This is a genomic window from Streptomyces sp. NPDC059875 (assembly GCF_042731085.1).
In the GTDB taxonomy this organism is placed as follows: Bacteria; Actinomycetota; Actinomycetes; order Streptomycetales; family Streptomycetaceae; genus Streptomyces.
In genome coordinates, this window is the sequence record NZ_JBHWJZ010000035.1 from 32,200 (window position 1) to 48,223 (window position 16,024).

15 protein-coding genes are annotated in these 16,024 nt (G+C 72.1%); 7 read left to right on the forward strand and 8 right to left on the reverse strand.

The window, feature by feature from the left end:
- Positions 1 to 58: 58 nt before the first annotated feature.
- The 3 genes from ACFV9D_RS31975 to ACFV9D_RS31985 all read right to left on the reverse strand — a co-directional run bounded on the left by ACFV9D_RS31975 (position 59) and on the right by ACFV9D_RS31985 (position 3,162).
- Positions 59 to 1,681 carry an amidohydrolase gene (locus tag ACFV9D_RS31975; protein WP_385154009.1) on the reverse strand — a complete coding sequence of 541 codons (1,623 nt, stop codon included), beginning with the start codon at positions 1,679 to 1,681 and terminating at the stop codon, positions 59 to 61.
- Between the two features lie 158 nt (positions 1,682 to 1,839).
- A complete protein-coding gene (locus tag ACFV9D_RS31980; protein ID WP_385154012.1) occupies positions 1,840 to 2,547 on the reverse strand; it encodes a TetR/AcrR family transcriptional regulator in 708 nt (235 codons plus the stop codon).
- 168 nt (positions 2,548 to 2,715) lie between these two features.
- Positions 2,716 to 3,162 carry a hypothetical protein gene (locus ACFV9D_RS31985; protein ID WP_385154015.1) on the reverse strand — a complete coding sequence of 149 codons (447 nt, stop codon included), beginning with the start codon at positions 3,160 to 3,162 and terminating at the stop codon, positions 2,716 to 2,718.
- A gap of 106 nt (positions 3,163 to 3,268) precedes the next feature.
- Between ACFV9D_RS31985 and ACFV9D_RS31990 the strand changes: the two genes are divergently transcribed.
- The 4 genes from ACFV9D_RS31990 to ACFV9D_RS32005 all read left to right on the forward strand — a co-directional run bounded on the left by ACFV9D_RS31990 (position 3,269) and on the right by ACFV9D_RS32005 (position 5,792).
- Complete coding sequence (locus tag ACFV9D_RS31990; RefSeq protein WP_385154018.1) at positions 3,269 to 4,552, forward strand: MFS transporter; 1,284 nt, start codon at positions 3,269 to 3,271, stop codon at positions 4,550 to 4,552.
- Between the two features lie 106 nt (positions 4,553 to 4,658).
- Positions 4,659 to 4,988, forward strand: coding sequence for a hypothetical protein (locus ACFV9D_RS31995; RefSeq protein ID WP_385154021.1), 330 nt, complete (start codon positions 4,659 to 4,661; stop codon positions 4,986 to 4,988).
- 18 nt (positions 4,989 to 5,006) lie between these two features.
- On the forward strand, positions 5,007 to 5,303 hold the full coding sequence (locus ACFV9D_RS32000) for a DUF2188 domain-containing protein (protein ID WP_385154024.1): 297 nt from the start codon (positions 5,007 to 5,009) through the stop codon (positions 5,301 to 5,303).
- Between the two features lie 135 nt (positions 5,304 to 5,438).
- On the forward strand, positions 5,439 to 5,792 hold the full coding sequence (locus ACFV9D_RS32005) for a PRC-barrel domain containing protein (protein WP_385154027.1): 354 nt from the start codon (positions 5,439 to 5,441) through the stop codon (positions 5,790 to 5,792).
- A 263-nt stretch (positions 5,793 to 6,055) separates the two neighbouring features.
- Here the strand turns inward: ACFV9D_RS32005 and ACFV9D_RS32010 are convergent, their stop codons facing one another.
- A complete protein-coding gene (locus ACFV9D_RS32010; RefSeq protein ID WP_385154030.1) occupies positions 6,056 to 6,328 on the reverse strand; it encodes a hypothetical protein in 273 nt (90 codons plus the stop codon).
- A 519-nt stretch (positions 6,329 to 6,847) separates the two neighbouring features.
- On the opposite strand from ACFV9D_RS32010, the gene ACFV9D_RS32015 reads away from it, so the two are divergent.
- Positions 6,848 to 7,147 (forward strand): hypothetical protein, encoded by a 300-nt coding sequence (locus tag ACFV9D_RS32015; RefSeq protein ID WP_385154033.1) that lies wholly within the window; start codon positions 6,848 to 6,850, stop codon positions 7,145 to 7,147.
- A gap of 86 nt (positions 7,148 to 7,233) precedes the next feature.
- On the opposite strand, the gene ACFV9D_RS32020 is transcribed toward ACFV9D_RS32015, so the two are convergent.
- Together ACFV9D_RS32020 and ACFV9D_RS32025 are read right to left on the reverse strand one after the other, a co-directional pair.
- The gene (locus tag ACFV9D_RS32020; RefSeq protein ID WP_385154036.1) at positions 7,234 to 7,881 is read right to left on the reverse strand and encodes a hypothetical protein; all 648 of its coding nucleotides are present in this window, start codon (positions 7,879 to 7,881) and stop codon (positions 7,234 to 7,236) included.
- The gene (locus tag ACFV9D_RS32025; RefSeq protein WP_385154039.1) at positions 7,878 to 8,039 is read right to left on the reverse strand and encodes a hypothetical protein; all 162 of its coding nucleotides are present in this window, start codon (positions 8,037 to 8,039) and stop codon (positions 7,878 to 7,880) included. The genes ACFV9D_RS32020 and ACFV9D_RS32025 overlap by 4 nt, the downstream gene beginning before the upstream one ends.
- A 129-nt stretch (positions 8,040 to 8,168) precedes the next feature.
- On the opposite strand from ACFV9D_RS32025, the gene ACFV9D_RS32030 reads away from it, so the two are divergent.
- Positions 8,169 to 12,461: a tetratricopeptide repeat protein gene (locus tag ACFV9D_RS32030; protein WP_385154042.1), complete on the forward strand. Its 4,293-nt coding sequence runs from the start codon at positions 8,169 to 8,171 to the stop codon at positions 12,459 to 12,461.
- A gap of 65 nt (positions 12,462 to 12,526) precedes the next feature.
- Here ACFV9D_RS32030 and ACFV9D_RS32035 read toward each other — a convergent pair whose 3' ends face one another.
- Together ACFV9D_RS32035 and ACFV9D_RS32040 are read right to left on the reverse strand one after the other, a co-directional pair.
- The gene (locus ACFV9D_RS32035) at positions 12,527 to 13,333 is read right to left on the reverse strand and encodes a pectate lyase (RefSeq protein WP_385154045.1); all 807 of its coding nucleotides are present in this window, start codon (positions 13,331 to 13,333) and stop codon (positions 12,527 to 12,529) included.
- Positions 13,330 to 14,766: a glycosyltransferase 87 family protein gene (locus tag ACFV9D_RS32040; RefSeq protein ID WP_385154048.1), complete on the reverse strand. Its 1,437-nt coding sequence runs from the start codon at positions 14,764 to 14,766 to the stop codon at positions 13,330 to 13,332. The genes ACFV9D_RS32035 and ACFV9D_RS32040 overlap by 4 nt, the downstream gene beginning before the upstream one ends.
- 105 nt (positions 14,767 to 14,871) lie before the next feature.
- Between ACFV9D_RS32040 and ACFV9D_RS32045 the strand changes: the two genes are divergently transcribed.
- The gene (locus ACFV9D_RS32045; RefSeq protein WP_385154051.1) at positions 14,872 to 16,023 is read left to right on the forward strand and encodes a molybdopterin-dependent oxidoreductase; all 1,152 of its coding nucleotides are present in this window, start codon (positions 14,872 to 14,874) and stop codon (positions 16,021 to 16,023) included.
- The last annotated feature ends 1 nt before the right edge of the window (position 16,024 follow it).

The window sequence follows — 16,024 nt, forward strand, 5'->3', positions numbered from 1 at the left end:
CCGTCCGTTGGCGGCGGCCGTTCCGGTCAGGGGGCGGGGCGGGTGACCGGCTTACGGGTCACAGGCTCGGGTCGCGGTGGGTGGGGCGGCCGTCGAGGACCGTGAGCAGGACCGGCAGATCCGGCAGGTCGGTGGCGGGGGTGGTGAGGGGGTTGTCGGCCAGGACCGTGAGGTCCGCGCGATGGCCGACGGCCGGCCGGCCCTCCTGGTGCTCCTCGCCCGCCGCGAACGCGGGGCCGAGGGTCATGCCCTGCAGCGCTTCCAGCGGGGTGAGCGCCTGCTCGGGGCCGTGCGGGGGCTGGGTGAGATCCCGGCTCGGGCGGCGGTGCCGGGCGCCCGCCATGACACCCAGCGGCGGGAAGGGAGCGATGGGCCAGTCGGATCCGAGGACGACGGACGCTCCGGAGTCCCGCAGGTCGCGGCAGCGCCAGGCGCGTGAGGCGCGCTCCTCGCCGAGGCGGCGGGACCAGTTGTCGGTGTGGTCGGCGCGGGTGAAGTCGCAGCAGTGGGTGGGCTGCATGGACGCGATGACACCGAGTTCGGCGAAGCGGCGCAGTGTGTCGTCCGGGACGCTCTCGATGTGCTCGATGCGGTGCCGTGCCCCGCTTCGGTCACCCGCCTGGGCCTTCTCGACGGAGTCGAGGACGTGCCGGACGGCCGCGTCGCCGATGGCGTGGGTGGCGGTGGGCACCCCCGCGCGGTGCAGTTCGCCGATGATGTGGGTGTAGGCGGCGGGGTCGGGCCAGAAGGCGTGGGTGGACTCGCCGTGGCAGTCGGGGTGTTCCAGCCAGGCGGTGCCGTTGTCGATCGTGCCGTCCATGAAGAGTTTGACGCCGGCGGTCCGCCAGAGGGCGCCGCCGGTGCCCTGCTGCTCGATCAGGGCGCGCAGCCCGTCGGCGTCGGTGCCGGGCTGGCACCAGGGTGCGACGCGCAGGCGCAGGGGCAGTTCCCCGGCCGCGTCGAGTTCGGCGTAGAGGGCGAGGCTCTCGCCGTTGGCGTCCATCGCGTGCCCGCCGGTGAGGCCGGCGGCGGCCATGGCGCGCAGCGCGGCGGCGAGGCGGTCGCGGCGTTCGGCGTGCGTGGGCTGCGGCGCGGCGCGCTCGACGAGCTCGCAGGCGGCGTCCTCCAGGAGCAGCCCGGTGGGCCGGCCGGCGTCGTCGCAGACGACCTCGGCGGCTTGGTCGAAGGTCCGCGGCCCGTCGACGCAGGCGAGTTCGAGGGCGCGGGGGCTGGCGAGCATGGAGTGGGCGTCGAACAGCTGCAGGAGGGCCGGTACGCCGTCCAGTGCGGGAGCGAGGGCGGCCGACTCGACGGGCCGGTCCCCGAACACGTTGGGATCCAGGCCCCAGCCGAACAGCCACGCACCGGGCTCGAGCGACCTGACCTCGCGGGCGACGGCCTCGCGTACGGAGTGGAGGTCGGTGCAGCCCGACAGATCGAGGCCGTGCGTGAGCTCGGCGCCGGAGACGGGGTGGAGGTGGCCGTCGGTCAGGCCGGGGGTGACGACGGCTCCCTTGAGGTCGACGACGGTCGTCGAGGAGTCGGCGAGCGCGCGCATCTCTCGGTCGTCCCCCAGGGCGGAGATCCGCCCTCCGGCCACGGCCACGGCGCTCTCCGGCAGGAGGAGGCCGGTGGCCGGGTCGAGCAGGCGGGCGGAGAGCAGGACGAGAGAGGTACGCACGGGGGCTCCAGGAAGAAGCGGAGGTGGGGCGGGAGAGGCGGGGGGTGGCGGGCGTGGGGCGGGAGAGGCGGGGGGTGGGCGTGGGGCGGCCGTCGGCGATGCCGGCGGTGGCCGATCCGGTGGCCCCGCCAGGCCACGGAGGGCGGGGCCTCGCCGGGCTATGCGTCGGCGCCGGTCGCGTCGGAAGGCGCCGCGCCGGCCCCGCCGGAGGGCGTAGCCGTCGGGTCCGGAAGGGCCGGGGCGGCGTCGAGGGTGCCGCTCGGCAGGCCGAGTTCGCGTTCCGCCGTGGTGACGGCCATACGGGTCACGACCTCGGGGCGGTTGCTGCGGTCGGTGTTGGCGTGGGCGCCGAGGCCGTCGAGCACGACGAGGATCTGGATGGCCGTCGCGCGGGGGTCGTCCGTACGGAACTCCCCCGTGTCGACGCCGTCACGAATGAGTGCCTCGAGCCTGTCGTCGGAGGCGAGCTCCTCCTCGGCGACCCGGTCGCGCAGCAGGGGCCGGTAGCGGCTGAGGTGCCGGGCATTGATCCAGAGGCGGCTGATGTCGTCGTACGCCTCTCCGGCCGACAGGGCGAAGTAGCGGGCAAGGTACTGCGTAGGGGTCCCGTCGGATCGGTCGGCGGGCAGGAGCGCGTCGAGCTCGCCGGTGGCGGCCGTGGCGAAGGCCTCGGCGACCAGATCCTCCGCGGAGGGGAAGTAGTGGCTGATCAGCCCCGGTCGTACGTCGAGTTCCTCGGCGATCCGCCGCAGGGTGACGCACTCCAGCCCCTCGGTCAGGGCAACGCCTGCGGCGGCCTCGACGATCTCCGCCCGCCGAGCTTCCGGGGATTTGCGAACACGTTTGCGCTGGACGCTTGACGACATACCGGCGATGCTATTGAGTGTGCGACCAATAAGCAAGCGAATGGAGGCCCGCGGCGTGGATCTCACGCCGCCCGCCAACGTCCCGGTCGCCCCCGTCACCTGCGCGCCATCGATGCCGAACTCCCGACTCCGCGCGCGCCACCCGCCCGGGCGGGCGCCTGAGCGTCGCTACGGGGCCGGGGCAGGGAGGACGTCGACCAGGGGTATCACGGGACAGCCGAAGATCTCGGACAGTACCCGGCATTGACGCTCCGTCAGGGGCGTCAGGAAGACGACCGCGTCGGCTCGAGTCCGCTCGCAGAGCTCGGCCGCCTCCCGCACCTTTCCGTTGCCGAACACGGTGCGCGAGGAGTACGGCAACGCCATCTTCCGCACCCCGCCGCTCGACACGCCGCGACGCTGAACGACCCGCCCCACTACCCGCCCGCCACCCGCGGTCAGCTCACCGGCCGCGGCGTCCATGAGCGCGGCGAAGTCCTTGCGCCTGGCGGAGAAGAACCCCACGAGGACGAGATCAGCCCCCGCAACGGCCACGTCCGGAGCCGGAGTCGGTCCGGCACCACTCGCCCCGGCGCGACGGGCGAGTCGGCGGCCACGCCTTCGATACGTGCGCATGCGCCGAGCGTACGAGAACACAGATTTCGCAAGTCACTTGTTCTTGCAAGTAAGATGCAAGAAGCTAGACGGGTCCTTACTCCTTGCTCGGACGCGGAGCCCCTCCATGCCCCCTTTGATGCCGGACACCGGACCCCAACGGGTCATCGCCGCCTCGAACTTCGTCAACACGCTCGGCAGCGGCCTCTACCTGACCGCTGGAGTCCTGTACTTCACCCAGGCGGTGCACCTTCCGGCGAGCCAGGTGGGACTGGGGCTCGGCATCGCCGGGTTCTTCTCGCTCGCGCTGGGCATCGCCGTCGGCCGCCTCGCGGACACCCGTGGCGCACGTGGCGTCTACGCGATCACCCTCGTCGTCCGGACGGCGGCGACGGCGGGTTTCGTGTTCGCCGACGACTTCTGGCTCTTCGTCCTCGCGGTCTGCGCGGCGACCGGCGCCCAGGCGGCGGGACTTGCCGCGCGCAGCCCCCTCATCCGCCATTACGGCGGGGACCGGCCGCAGCAGTTCCGCGCCTATCTCCGCTCGGTGACCAATATCGGGATCTCCCTCGGCGCGCTGCTGGCGGGCTGGGTGGTACAGGTGGGCACCCACACCGCCTATCAGCTTCTCGTCGTCGGCAACGCCGTCGCCTTCGCGGCCTCCGCGGTGATCCTGGTCCTTCTGCCGCCGGTCGCGCCCGGGCCCACCGTCGGCCCGCGCTGGGTCGCTCTCCGGGACCGGCCGTACCTTCTGATCACCGCCCTCGGCGGCATCATGGCCATCCAGTTCAAGGTCCTCACCGTGGCCATCCCGCTCTGGCTGGTCGGAGCGGTCACCGCCCCGCGCTGGCTCATCTCGGGCACGATGCTCGTGAACACCGTCATCGTCATCGCGTTCCAGGTGCGCGCCAGCCGGGCCGTCGACTCCCCCGCGGCGGGCGGATTCGCCTACCGGCGATCGGGCGTGGCCTTTCTCGCCTCCTGCTCGATGATCTCGCTGGCGGCCGGACTGCCCGCGTGGGCGGCCGTCGCGCTGCTCATGACGGCGGTGGTCGTCCACACGATCGGCGAACTGTGGCACGCGGCCGGCGGCTTCGAGGTGTCCTTCGCCCTCGCCCCGCGCCATGCCACCGGCCAGTACCTGGGCGTGTTCGGTCTGGGTGCGGGTCTCGCGGAGGCCCTCGGTCCCGGGCTGCTCATCGCGCTCTGCATCACGTGGGGGCGGCCCGGGTGGTACGTCGTCGGCGCGCTGTTCGCGCTGACGGGGCTGGCGGCCCCCTTCGCCGTCCGCTGGGCACAGCGGCATCGACCCCTCGACTCCGACGAGGACACGTCGGGCGACGCCCGGCCCCCGGCGCCTGTGGACCCCCGCCGCGCCCCCTCGTCCGAGGCCCGCGCCGGAGTGCGCTGAACCGTCGGCTCCGGCAGTGGGCCGGTGAGGAGCGCCGTCCTCGCTCCTGGAAAACCAGGACGCGCTCGCCCTGCCGGACACGACGGCCGTCGAGCGGCTGGACGAAGTGGAGCTCGTCGACCGCCACCACGAGGTACCGGTCGAGGTCATCGAGGCGAAGGCCGAACACCGCGAGCCGCCCGCTCCTGAGAGCGAGGAGGCGCCTCCGGCCGGGAAGGTCGTGGACCTGATGGCCGCCCTCGAGGAGTCCGTCCTGAAGGCCAAGGCAGCCCGCAGCGAGGCAGGCGGGCGCGCCACCGTTCACGAAATGCCGCAGCCCAAGAATAAGGCCGCAGCAAAGAGGGCACCCGCGAGGAAGCCGGCCTCCAAGACGGCGTCGGCCCAGAAGACGGCTCCGACGAAGGCGGCGACGTCCGGGCGCCGGAAGTCCGCCTGAGCGGCGAGGAGAAAGATCATGGCAGCGAAGCGGACCGTCTACCACGTCACACCGTCCGGCGAGCGGGCGGCGGCCGCGGGCGTGAAGTGGCAGGTCGAGGGCAGGGAAGGCCGCCGGATACTGCACGAGCCGCACCGAACGCAGAAGGACGCCATCGACTCCGCACGCCACCGGGCCAAGGAGCACACCCCCGCTCAGGTCGTCGTCCACGCCCTCGACGGACACATCCGCACCGCGTACACCTACGGAGACGCCTCCGCGGCCTCCCCCGATGAGCGTGGCCGCAGGGCAGGGGAACGCGGGGGCGTCTTCTAGGGGTCGTGGCGCGCGGAGCACAGCAGTCCGACCGGCGCCGGTGCGCGGCGGAGTGACCATCCAGCGCATGAGTTTTGCGTTCGGCGCAATCAGGCAGATTCGTAGTATTGGTTCATAAAACGGAGAGGCGTCGCTGTGAGTGAGTTCGACATCTGGGGCTACGACCCGAGCGCGGGATACCGGCAGGGGATCGACATCGTCGGCTACAAGGTCGAGGCGACCGACGGCCATATCGGCAAGATCGACAAGCACTCCGAGGACGTCGGATCCTCCTACGTCGTCGTCGACACGGGAGTGTGGATCTTCGGCAAGTACGTCCTGCTGCCCGCCGGGACGATCAAGCTGATCGACACCACCGAGGAGACGGTCTACGTCAACCGGACGAAGGACGAGATCAAGGACGCCCCCGAGTACGACGAGACCAAGCAGACCGGCGAGCCCGGCTACCTGGAGCAGTTCGCCCGGTACTACCGCCAGCCCCACATGTAGGAGCAGACGCGGCCAAGGCGAAGGAAGTCCGCGGCGCGATATCCATGATCGCCTCGCTCGCGTGTTTGCACGCACCGCGGCAGCTCAGCCACCGGCGCCTCGACGGCGCTACGGAGCGCGTCAGTCGCGCCACGTAAGGCTCACTCCGTAGGCGTGCGCATGCAGGCGCACCCCTCGGCCGCAGTCGCATCCTGCCGCCCCCGGCCCGTCCTGGACGGTGCGGAGCAGGTCGTCGGCCATGCGCCTTCCTGCGGCGCGAGCGGTCATGCCGCAGCAGGCTTGGTCGGCGAGAGCGCGGGGCCGACTACGGTCAAGGGGATCCCCAAGCCCTCACACAACCGGCGGGCACGGGCGAGCGCGCTGAGGGAAGCCGGTGACGGGTCGGCGCTGGGCAGCTGCACCCGAACGTGTCGCGGGCGGTACGTGAAGAGGAGCCCTTCGATCTGCAGTGCGGCCGCCGCGCGACTGGGGACATCCAGATCACGCAGGAACGCCAGGTGCAGGACCCCGTCCTCGACCACGTGCCTGATGAGCATCGCGCCTCCTGCGCTGCTGGGCCGCTCCCTGCCGCAGGACGCTCTGCCTGAGAACACAGCAGAGGGCGGCCCGCCCATTATCCACCCAAAGGCCCTGTTCAGAGAGGTCTGCTTCGGGTGTCAGGGGACTTGCCGCGCCGGGAGCGCGGCCACTGGACGTCCGAGTGGCGCCGGCCCCGCACATGTGGGGTAATCCGAGGATGCCGCTGGTCAGTCCCCGTACCTCTGCGGCGAGCGCCTCCGCGCCGGCGGGATCTGCGGTCCACGGGCGGTGGAGCCGGCGCAGGACCAGCGCGACAGGGGGCTCGTTGTCCGGATCACCGCGAGTTTCAGAGCCGCAGCGCACATCGGCCGCGCCCACGCCTCGACTGCCTCCATCGGGTCGGACACCGTGGCGGCCGTCGTCGATGAGGCCGACGCGGACGCTGCACGGTCGCGGAGCCGGTCCGCAGCGTCCATTGCAGCTTGCCGAACTGCCCGATGGATCGTTGCCGACGTGACTGAGTAAAGATGGCACCCATGGCCAGCGAACCCGTGCAGATCCCCATCGATCAGCTTCGTCGTGCTTTGGACGTGGCGCTTCGGCACATTGAGGCATCAGCCGGGCCCACCGTGACGCTCAAGGAAGACCTCTTCTGGTCTGTCTCAGCCGACGAGCTCTACGACGTGGGCGCCGAGCCAAAGGCCCTCACGATCGGGCAGCTTTCGGAGTCATGGCAGCACCTTGAGGATCTGCTTGCTCACCAGGACCGGGCCGTGGGTCACCACTTGGTGTGGCTTGCCGACGTGATTCGGGCGATCGGCCAGGACGTCCCCTGACAGGGGCTGCTGACGGCAGCCCTACGCCCGCAACAGCGACCCGGGCGCAAAGCAGTCATCGATCGGCAGCACACGCCCCCGCACGCTCAGCGGCCTGTCGCGCCGAGGAATACCACCGCGCCGGCGATGACGAGCACGGCGGAGAGGAAGGTGTGTCGCCGCGCCTTGCGCAGCTTCTCCCGCACGATCCAGGCGTGGGCGGTCGCCAACAGCCAGCGCAGATACGGGTCGGTCCGTGCGATGTTGCGGTGGGCCGTGGCCAGTCCGCGTTCCAGCGCCGCCCGTTCCGCCGTTCCGGCTGTCGGCATCCGTCGGGAGATCTCCGTGGCGACCCGGCGGTGCCGCAGCAGGCCCTCGACGTCGGTGGCCGCGGAGCCGAAGTAGTAGCCGGGCTCGGCGTCGAGTTGCTCGCGCAGCCCGCGCAGGGCAGGTGAGGTGAGGACCTCGGGTGTGGTCAGCGGTGGTACGAGCACCTCGCTGGTCTGCCACATCGCCCAGGCGATGCCGAGCAGGGCCACGAACAGGCCGCTGCCGGCCCAGGCAGCATGCGCCCAGTCGTCGATCCGCCCCACGGCCAGCAACGGGCCGCCGCCGAGCAGCAGCGCGCCTACGGCGCCGGTGGATGCGAGGGTCCACCGCGCGGCCTCCCTGCTGTCGGCGACGGAGTCCAGTGGCGAGGGCAGGGCGTCGAGGACGGCGGCGCCGGGGTCCCCGGCCGCCGACGGGGCGCTCACGGCGATTCCCTGCGGAGTACGACGCCGAGCGGACCGGGATCGTCGTCCGGCAGGTCCACGTACGCCGTCCACACCTCCCCGTCGAAGTATTCGAGCAGACCGGCCTCGTTGACCCGCACCGCGTTCGGCTGCGGGGGCTCCTCCGGGACGTCCGACATGAACTCAGTATGACGGGCGGTGCAGTTGGCGTCATTGCCCCGCGGTCGTCCGCCCCGACATCCTGGCCGGGCAGGACGGGGTAGGGGTGCTCAGGACGGGGCACAGGTGAGAGCGGGACGGGGGCTCACGTGATCAAGCTGGCTATCGGCACCACGAACGTGATGTGCGACATCGGGGGCGTCAGAACCTCACAGACACCGAAGGCGGCGAGTCAGCGCACGGCCGATCTGTTGTGGCGGCTGCGCAGGGAGCCGTCGGACAAGCTGTTGCGGGAGGTGGGTACCGCGCTCGCGGACCGCTTCCTGGACGGGCCCGTCGGCCGGGCGCTGTCGGAGGAGCTGTGCCGGCCGGGCCGGCACCGGATCGGCGTCGAGGTGACCGATCCGACGGTGGCGGACCTGCCGTGGGAGACGCTCTTGCCGCCCGGTCGCGGCGTCCCGCTGGCGCTGGACCCAGGCGTCGATCTGTACCGGACGACGCAGCGCACCGGCAGGCCGTCCCCCGCCGAGGCCGGCGGCCCCCTGCGGATTGTCGCCGCGGTCGCCGCCCCTGACGACAGCTCGGGTCAACTCCTCGACTACGAAAGGGAATGGGCGAGGATCCTGGACGCCGTGGAGCCCGGTCGCCGCACGGGGCACCGAGTACGCGTCCTGGAGTGGGGCAGCGCGGCGGCGATCCGGTCCGCGCTCGACGCGGAGGCCTGCGACGTCCTGCACATCTCCTGCCATGCCCGCCCCGGCGCGTTGCTCCTGGAGACCCGTACGGGCGAAGAGGACGCGGTGGACGCGGCCCGCTTCGTACGGGACGTCATGCCGTCCGACGGCGGGGTGCCGCTCATCGTGCTGGCGGGGTGTTCCACTGCCCTGGAGGGGCAGGCCGAGCTGCCCGGTCTGGCCAGGAGCCTGCTGGACAACGGGGCTCAGGCCGTACTGGCGATGAACAGCGTCGTCAGCGACGACTACGCCATCGAACTGTGCGCGCGACTGTACGAGGGGCTGGCGAACCGCCAGGACACGGACCTGCTCACCGTCTTCTCGGAGGTGCGCCGCGAGCTCGCGCGCGAACCGCGCCCGCTTCCCGAGTGGGCGACGCCGGCGTTGTTTCTCGCCGATCCGGCCTTACGTCCGGGCGGCGGCCCCTCCGCCGCTCGGCGCGTCGCCGACGCCCTCGAATCGACCGGCGCCTGCCTCTCCGAACCCGACACCCAGGCCGTCGTGGTCGACGGCACGGTCCGCGGGCGGCACGACTTCGTCGGCCGCAGAAGGACCCTGCGGCAGCTGGCCGGCACCGAGCCTCGGGTCCTGCTGCACGGCATCGGCGGCATCGGCAAGACGAGCCTGGCCGCCGAACTCGTCCGCCGTTTCACGGCGGCCGAACCGGACGGCGTCGTGGTGGCGGTCGCCGGTGAGACGACCGTCGACACGATCATGGAGCAGCTGCGCCGCCGGCTGGGCGCCCACTGCGCCCGGAAGGGACTCACGGAGACCGATCCACTGCACCAATGGGTGATCGCCCTGAACGAGCCCGGACGCGACTGGCGGGAGCTGCTCGGGCCGTCCGCAGGGGCCGCCGTACCGCTCCTACTGGTTCTCGACAACGCCGAGGACAACCTGGACGAGGAGCTCCAGCTCGTCGACGAGGAACTCTCGGAGTTCCTCCAGGTCTGGGCGGAGCGCCACAGCGCCCTCGTGACCAGCAGGTATCCCTTCCCGGTCGCGGGCGTCGAGAGTCTCCATCTCGGACCGCTGACCTGGCAGGAGACCCGGAAGCTGATCTGGCGCCTGCCCGGGATCGACGCCCTGACACCGCCCGAGCAGGCTCAGGTGTGGGCGCGACTGGGCGGTCATCCGCGTTCCCTGGAGTACCTCGACGCGCTGCTGCGGGACGGCGCGGCCCGCTTCGACGAGGTGAGCGCCCGGCTGGGCGCCGCACTGGCCGGCCGCGAGATCGCCCCGGGCGGCGGTCTTGGGCGGAAGCTGCAGGAGACCGGTGCGCTGATCGCGCAGGACGTGCTCCTGCCGGAGCTGCTCGCCCGGCTCGACGCGGTCCCCGCGGCGCGGCGGTTGCTGCTGGGCGCGGCGGTGTACCGGCTGCCGGTGGACCGGACGGGTCTCACGTGGCAGGTGGCTGCCGGGTCGGACGCCCCGTCCGGCGCGTCCGGCGTCTCCGGCGTGTCCGACGCGACTGACCCGTCCGGCGTGTCCGGTGCGACCGAACCGAACGGCATGTCCGGTGCGACCGAACCGAACGGCATGTCCGACGCGACCGACCCCTCCGACGCCGCGGAGCCGCCACCCGAGCCGGACGGCCTGGACGAGGCCGTGGCACGGCTTCTGCACCTCGGGCTCCTCGCGCCCGCCGGCGGCGGTTACCTGGTGCACCGCTGGACCGCCGCGGCCCTGGCGCGCATCGCCGGTCCGGAACGGCTGACCCATGCCCACCGCAGGGCGGGCGCGTACTGGGCGTGGCGGTGCGGCACGACGACGGCACAGGACACCTACATCGGCTACGTACTCGAGGCGAGGTTCCACGAACTGGCCGGCGGCCGCGTGCCGAAGGCCCTCGACCACACGCGACAGGCCTGCCACGAACTCCAGCAGAGCGGCCAGTGGGCCCGGGAGGAGCGACTGCGTCACGAGGCGCTGTCGATGGCCGCACCAGGGTCGCTGGTCGCCGCCCAGTGTCTCTCGGAACTCGGCGGACTGGACGGGCGCAGGGGGCGGTACGCGCGGGCCGAGAGCCGCTACCGGCAGGCGCTGACCCGCTTCGAGGAGCTGGCGGAGGACGCCCTGGTCGGGGGCGTGCTGCACAACCTGGGCATGCTCGCCCAGCACCGAGGCGACCACGCCGAGTCCGAGCGCCTGTACCGGCAGTCGATGTCGATCACGGAGCGCATCGGCGACCGCGGGCGGGTGGCCATCACCCTGCACCAACTCGCCCACCACACCAGCCGTCGGGGCGACGATCGTCTCGCGGAGCAGCAGTACATCGATGCGCTGGCCATCTGCGAGGAACTGGGCGATCTCGCGGGGATCGCGGCCGCCCAGCACCAGATCGGCATCCTGGCCTTCCGTGCGAAGGACTACGCGAAGTCGGAACGGTGCACGCGCGTCGCTCTCTCCCACCACATCACGCTGGGCGACCGGGTGAGCGAGGGGAACGGCTGGTTCAGGCTGGCGAGGATCGCCCTCGCCCAATTCGACCACACGGCGGCGCAGGCGGACGCGAGGGCGGCCCTGGAGATCTTCGAAGCGATCGGGAGCAGCACGAACATCGCGGAGAGCTGCGAACTGCTCGGCGAGATATCCCGCGACCTGGGGGACATGCCCTGGGCCGAGACGTGCTTCTCCCGCGCGAGCGCCGTGTTCGCGGCGCTCGGGGAGAGGGCGCATCTCGCCGCATGCAACCGGAAACTCGGCGCCGTACGAACGGTCCTGGGGCGTGCGGAGGACGCCGTGCCGTGCACGCTCGAGGCCTGGCTCGAAGGACTGCGGGATCGGGGCGCGCGCGAGGACCTCGATTGGCTCGCCGTCCAGCGTCTGGAGCTCGGCGCCGACCGCTTCGACCGGGTCGTACGGCGGCATGTCGACGCCCGGACCGCGGGCCATGTCAGGGACGTCACCGCGCAGTACATCCGGATGCTCGACTCCGACCCGAGTCCGTCGCCGTTGGGCATCGCCTATGTGCAGTTGGCGATCGCCGCGAGCGCGCGGGGCGCGTACGGCACGGCCCGGATGCTCCTGCTGCGTGCGCTGCCGGTGTGCGAGGCGGCCGGCGACACCGAGGCCGTCGCCAAGTGCCACGAAGACCTGGGGCTCGTGAACCTGCACACCGGCCACCTGGAGGCTGCCGAGCGGAGCTATCTCGCCGCGCTCACGCTCTTCGAGCAGATGGGGAACCACACCAACCGGGCCATCGTGCTCCACCAGCTCGGCCGGGTCTGCGAGGACCGGCGCGCCTACGGGGAGGCGGAGGAGTACCTCCGCGCTTCGGTTGCCGTGAAGAGAGGGCTGGGCAACCAGGCGGGGGTCTCCAACAGCACGTTCCACCTGGGCCGGGTGGCCCATTTGCGGGGCGATCCGGAGCTGGCCGAGCAGTGCTTCCGCGAGTGCCTCGCCATCGACGAGGCGCAGGGCGCGTGGGCGGAGGTGGCGCTCGACTACGGCGCGCTGGGCAACCTGCGCGCGGAACAGGGGCTTCCCGAGGAGGCGGTGCCGCTGATGGTACGGGCGATCTCCCTCAACCAGCAGGTCAAGTCGGACAACGCGGTCCTCAACCTCACGGCGCTGCGCCAACAGCGCGCCGCGCTCGGCGACGAGGAGTTCACCCGCCTGCTCGGCCGCCACTTCGACGAGGCGTCGGTCTCGGCCGTCCTCTCCCTCACCGCGACGCTGCCGACGACGGGGGGTCGCACGGGGTAGGCGTGCTCAGGGGGCGGAGCGCGCAGGCCGCCACCGGCGCGCCGGGCGCCGGTGGCGTCGCCGTCTCAGTCGTAACTGATGTCCGAGGCGGTGTACTTGCAGTGCGTGCCGTCGGGGCCGCTGCCCAGTTCGACGGGCTCCTTGCCCGTGTTGTTGCCCTGGAAGCGGACGCACGGCTTGATCTTCTTGCCGCTGTCGCCGTGGATGCGGATGTTCCGCAGGGCTGCGGTGTCGCCGTAGTTCGCGTTGATGCCCACGAGCGACTTGCCGGGCGCGGTCACGTCCACGTCGTTGACGATGACCGAACGGCGGTACTGCTTGGAGCAGTTGCCGCAGGTGCGTACCAGCTTGCCGAACTCGGAGACCTGGAACTTGGTGACGACCAGCTTGCCGGCGCCGTTGAACTGGAAGACCTTGTCGGAGGCTTTGCGGGCGCCGCCGCCGTAGACCGAGTACACGGAGTTCGCGGAGCTGCCCTTGAAGGTGGCGGCGTCCTCGCCGACGTCCTCCCACCAGACGTTCTGGATCGTGCAGCTGCCCATGCAGTGGATGCCGTCGGCGGCCGGCGAGCCGAGCACGACGTTCTTGAGGACGGCGCCGTCCTTCAGCTTGAAGAGCGGGGCCTGCCCCTCGTCCTGTCCGTCGCCGCCGAGCGCGCCGCTCCCGTAGAAGCGCTGGAGCTTGCCGTCGTACGTCCCGGAGACCTCGATCGTGGCGGTGACGGGCTTGTCGCCCTTCGCCTCGGGCCAGGCACCGGCGGCGCTCGCGGGGCTCATCAGGGTGGTCGCCAGGACGGCGGTGCTCAGGCCGAGCGTAGCGGCCAGCCCGGAGAGGACGACGACGCGCTTGGGCCGTTGCTTGTGTCTGCTCATGTATCCCATGCTTTCGATGTGGGGGGTCTGTTCGGGTCCTTGCCCTTCCTTGTTGCCGCCGCCGCGCCAGGGGTTGCCGCCGAATCCGAGAATTTCCGGCGGCGCAGCAGCGCCCCCGCCAGAACCGTCGCCGCGGCGACGGCGTACGCCACCGTTCCCACCGCGGCCGGATCGGCGAACGCCCGGGCCGTGACATACGTCGCAGCCCCGGCCACCGCGACGAGCAGCCACTCCCCGCGTCCGTCCAGGGCGACCAGGGCGATGAGCAGGAGCGCGTACCAGGAGTAGCCGGGGGTCAGCAGCAGAAAAGCCGTCCCGGTGACCAGGAGCGCGCCGCTCCACGGGCGTTCGGGGTCGCCACGCACGATGACGTACGCGCAGGTGCCGAGGAGTACGGCGAGCAGCGCGGGAAGTGCCCAGGCATCGGGGAGCACGAGGCGGAGCAGGGCGTAGCGGCGGCCGGAGCCGGCGTCGTCGTAGCCTTCCTCCGCCACGTATCCGCCGAGGTAGCCGAGGACGGAGGCTTCCGCGTCGAGGACGTACGGGAGGTAGGCCAGCGCCACGACGGCGGCGGCCGGCGCCAGGACGGCCGCCGCGTCCCGCGGCCGTCGCGCGCCCGCCAGCGCGCCGGGGAGGACGATCGCGGGCATGAGTTTGACGGCGACGGCGGCGCCGAGGAGCGCGCCTCCCGCCGCCCGGTGGCGGACGACGAGGCCGAGTCCGGCGACGGCGAACAGGACGCCGAGCACGTCGACATGGGCGTTGTTGACCGCTTCGACGGGGACTGCGGGGCACCAGGCCCAGAGGGCGGCGGTCCGTGGATCGCCGCGGCGGCGCAGGATCAGCAGCAGTGCGGCGGTGACGGCGACGGAGAGGAGGGCTCCGCCGATCTGGAACGGCTTCAGGCGTGCACCCTCCGGGGCGAGCAGGTGCGTGCCGTGGAAGTACGACTCGGCGAGCGGGGGGTAGATGGTGTGCACGGCGGGGCGGTTGAGCCGGGTGCAGTGGGCGGTGCCCGGCGCGGCGGGGACGGGTGTGAGGTCCGGGCCGTCGCAGCCGGCTCCGTGCGGGAACAGCCAGTCGTCGCGCAGCGGGGCGAGTGCGGAGTCGGCGGGAGCGTGGTCGTAGGGCGAGATGCCCGCGGCCTGGACGCGGCCGTCCCAGGCGTAGCGGTAGGCGTCCGTGCTGGTGCGCGGCGGTGCGACCAGGCCGGTGGCGGCGACCACGGCGGATCCCGCCAGGACCAGGGCGACCGCCTGACGGGCCGGCACCTTCCGCAGGGAGAAGGCCGCGGCGGCGAAGAGCGCCCAGGAGGCGGCGTACCACCAGGTGAGGCCGCCGGGGTCGTGGCCGTCGTGGCGGATCGTGCCCACCAGAACCGTGGTGAGCGCGGTCAGGAGCCCGCCGGCGAGGACGGTGCGAGGGCTGATCACATCCCGCAGGGTGGCAGTCGTCCCTGCCGGCCGGCGGTCCGGCGCGGCGGCCGTCCGTGTTTCGTAAGGAGTCGTTCCCCCCGCAGCGGGCACGTGAACGGTGTGATGGAGGGCATGACACCGCGCATCGCGCCACCTCCCCTCCCTTCCTTCCGCGGCCGCCTCCACGACCCGAGGACGGCGACCGCGATCGGCCGCTGGCTGGGACTCGCTCTCACGGTCTGTTTCGTCACCGGGGTGATCAGCCACTATGTCCAGCGCCCGCCGGACTGGCTCGTCGACGTGCTGCCGAGCCGGCCGACGTGGGGCTACCGCCTCACCCAGGGGCTGCATGTGGCGAGCGGTATCGCGGCGATTCCACTGCTGATGGCGAAGTTGTGGGCGGTCTATCCGCGGCTGTTCGTCCGGCCGCCGCTGCGGTCGGTGCGGCACGGGCTTGAGCGGCTCTCCGTGGCGGTCCTCGTCGCGGCCGGTGTCCTCCAGCTCTTCACCGGGCTGCTGAACACCGTCGAGTGGTACCCGTGGCCGTTCGCCTTCGTGTCGGTGCACTTCGCCGTGGCCTGGCTCCTGGCCGGGGCGCTGCTGCTGCACATCGCCGTCAAGTGGCCGGAGATCCGCTCCCATTGGGGGCGCCAGTCAGCGGGGACCCTGGAGCTGCCGGCCGAGGACGAGCCGGACCGGCGGTCCCTGCTCGCGGCGATCGGGGTCGGGGTCGGGGCGGTCACGCTGACCACGGTCGGCCAGTCGTTCACGCCGCTGAAGGAGCTCGATCTGCTGGCGCCTCGTCACCCGGACCACGGCACCCAGGGGCTGCCGATCAACCGGACGGCGGCCGCTGCGGGTGTGACCGCCGCGGCGGCGCGGGACTGGCGGCTCACGGTGGCCGGACCGAGGCCGTACGCGCTGACTCTGGCCGAGCTGGGCGCGCTGCCTCAGGTCGAGGTGCGGCTGCCGATCGCCTGTGTGGAGGGCTGGAGCGTGGAGGCCCGCTGGACCGGCGTACGGATCCGGGACCTGCTGGAGCGCGCCGGAGCCTCGCCGCGGTCGCGGGTACGGGTGGTGTCCCTGGAGCGTCACGGCGCCTACCGGGTCATGGAGATGGGCGCGACGTACGCGGACGATCCGCTGACCCTGCTGGCGCTCCGGCTGAACGGGCAGGTGCTCTCCCTCGACCACGGTTTCCCGGCGCGGATCATCGCGCCGAACCGGCCGGGTGTGTGGCAGACCAAGTGGGTCGGCGGACTGGAGGTGCTGTGAG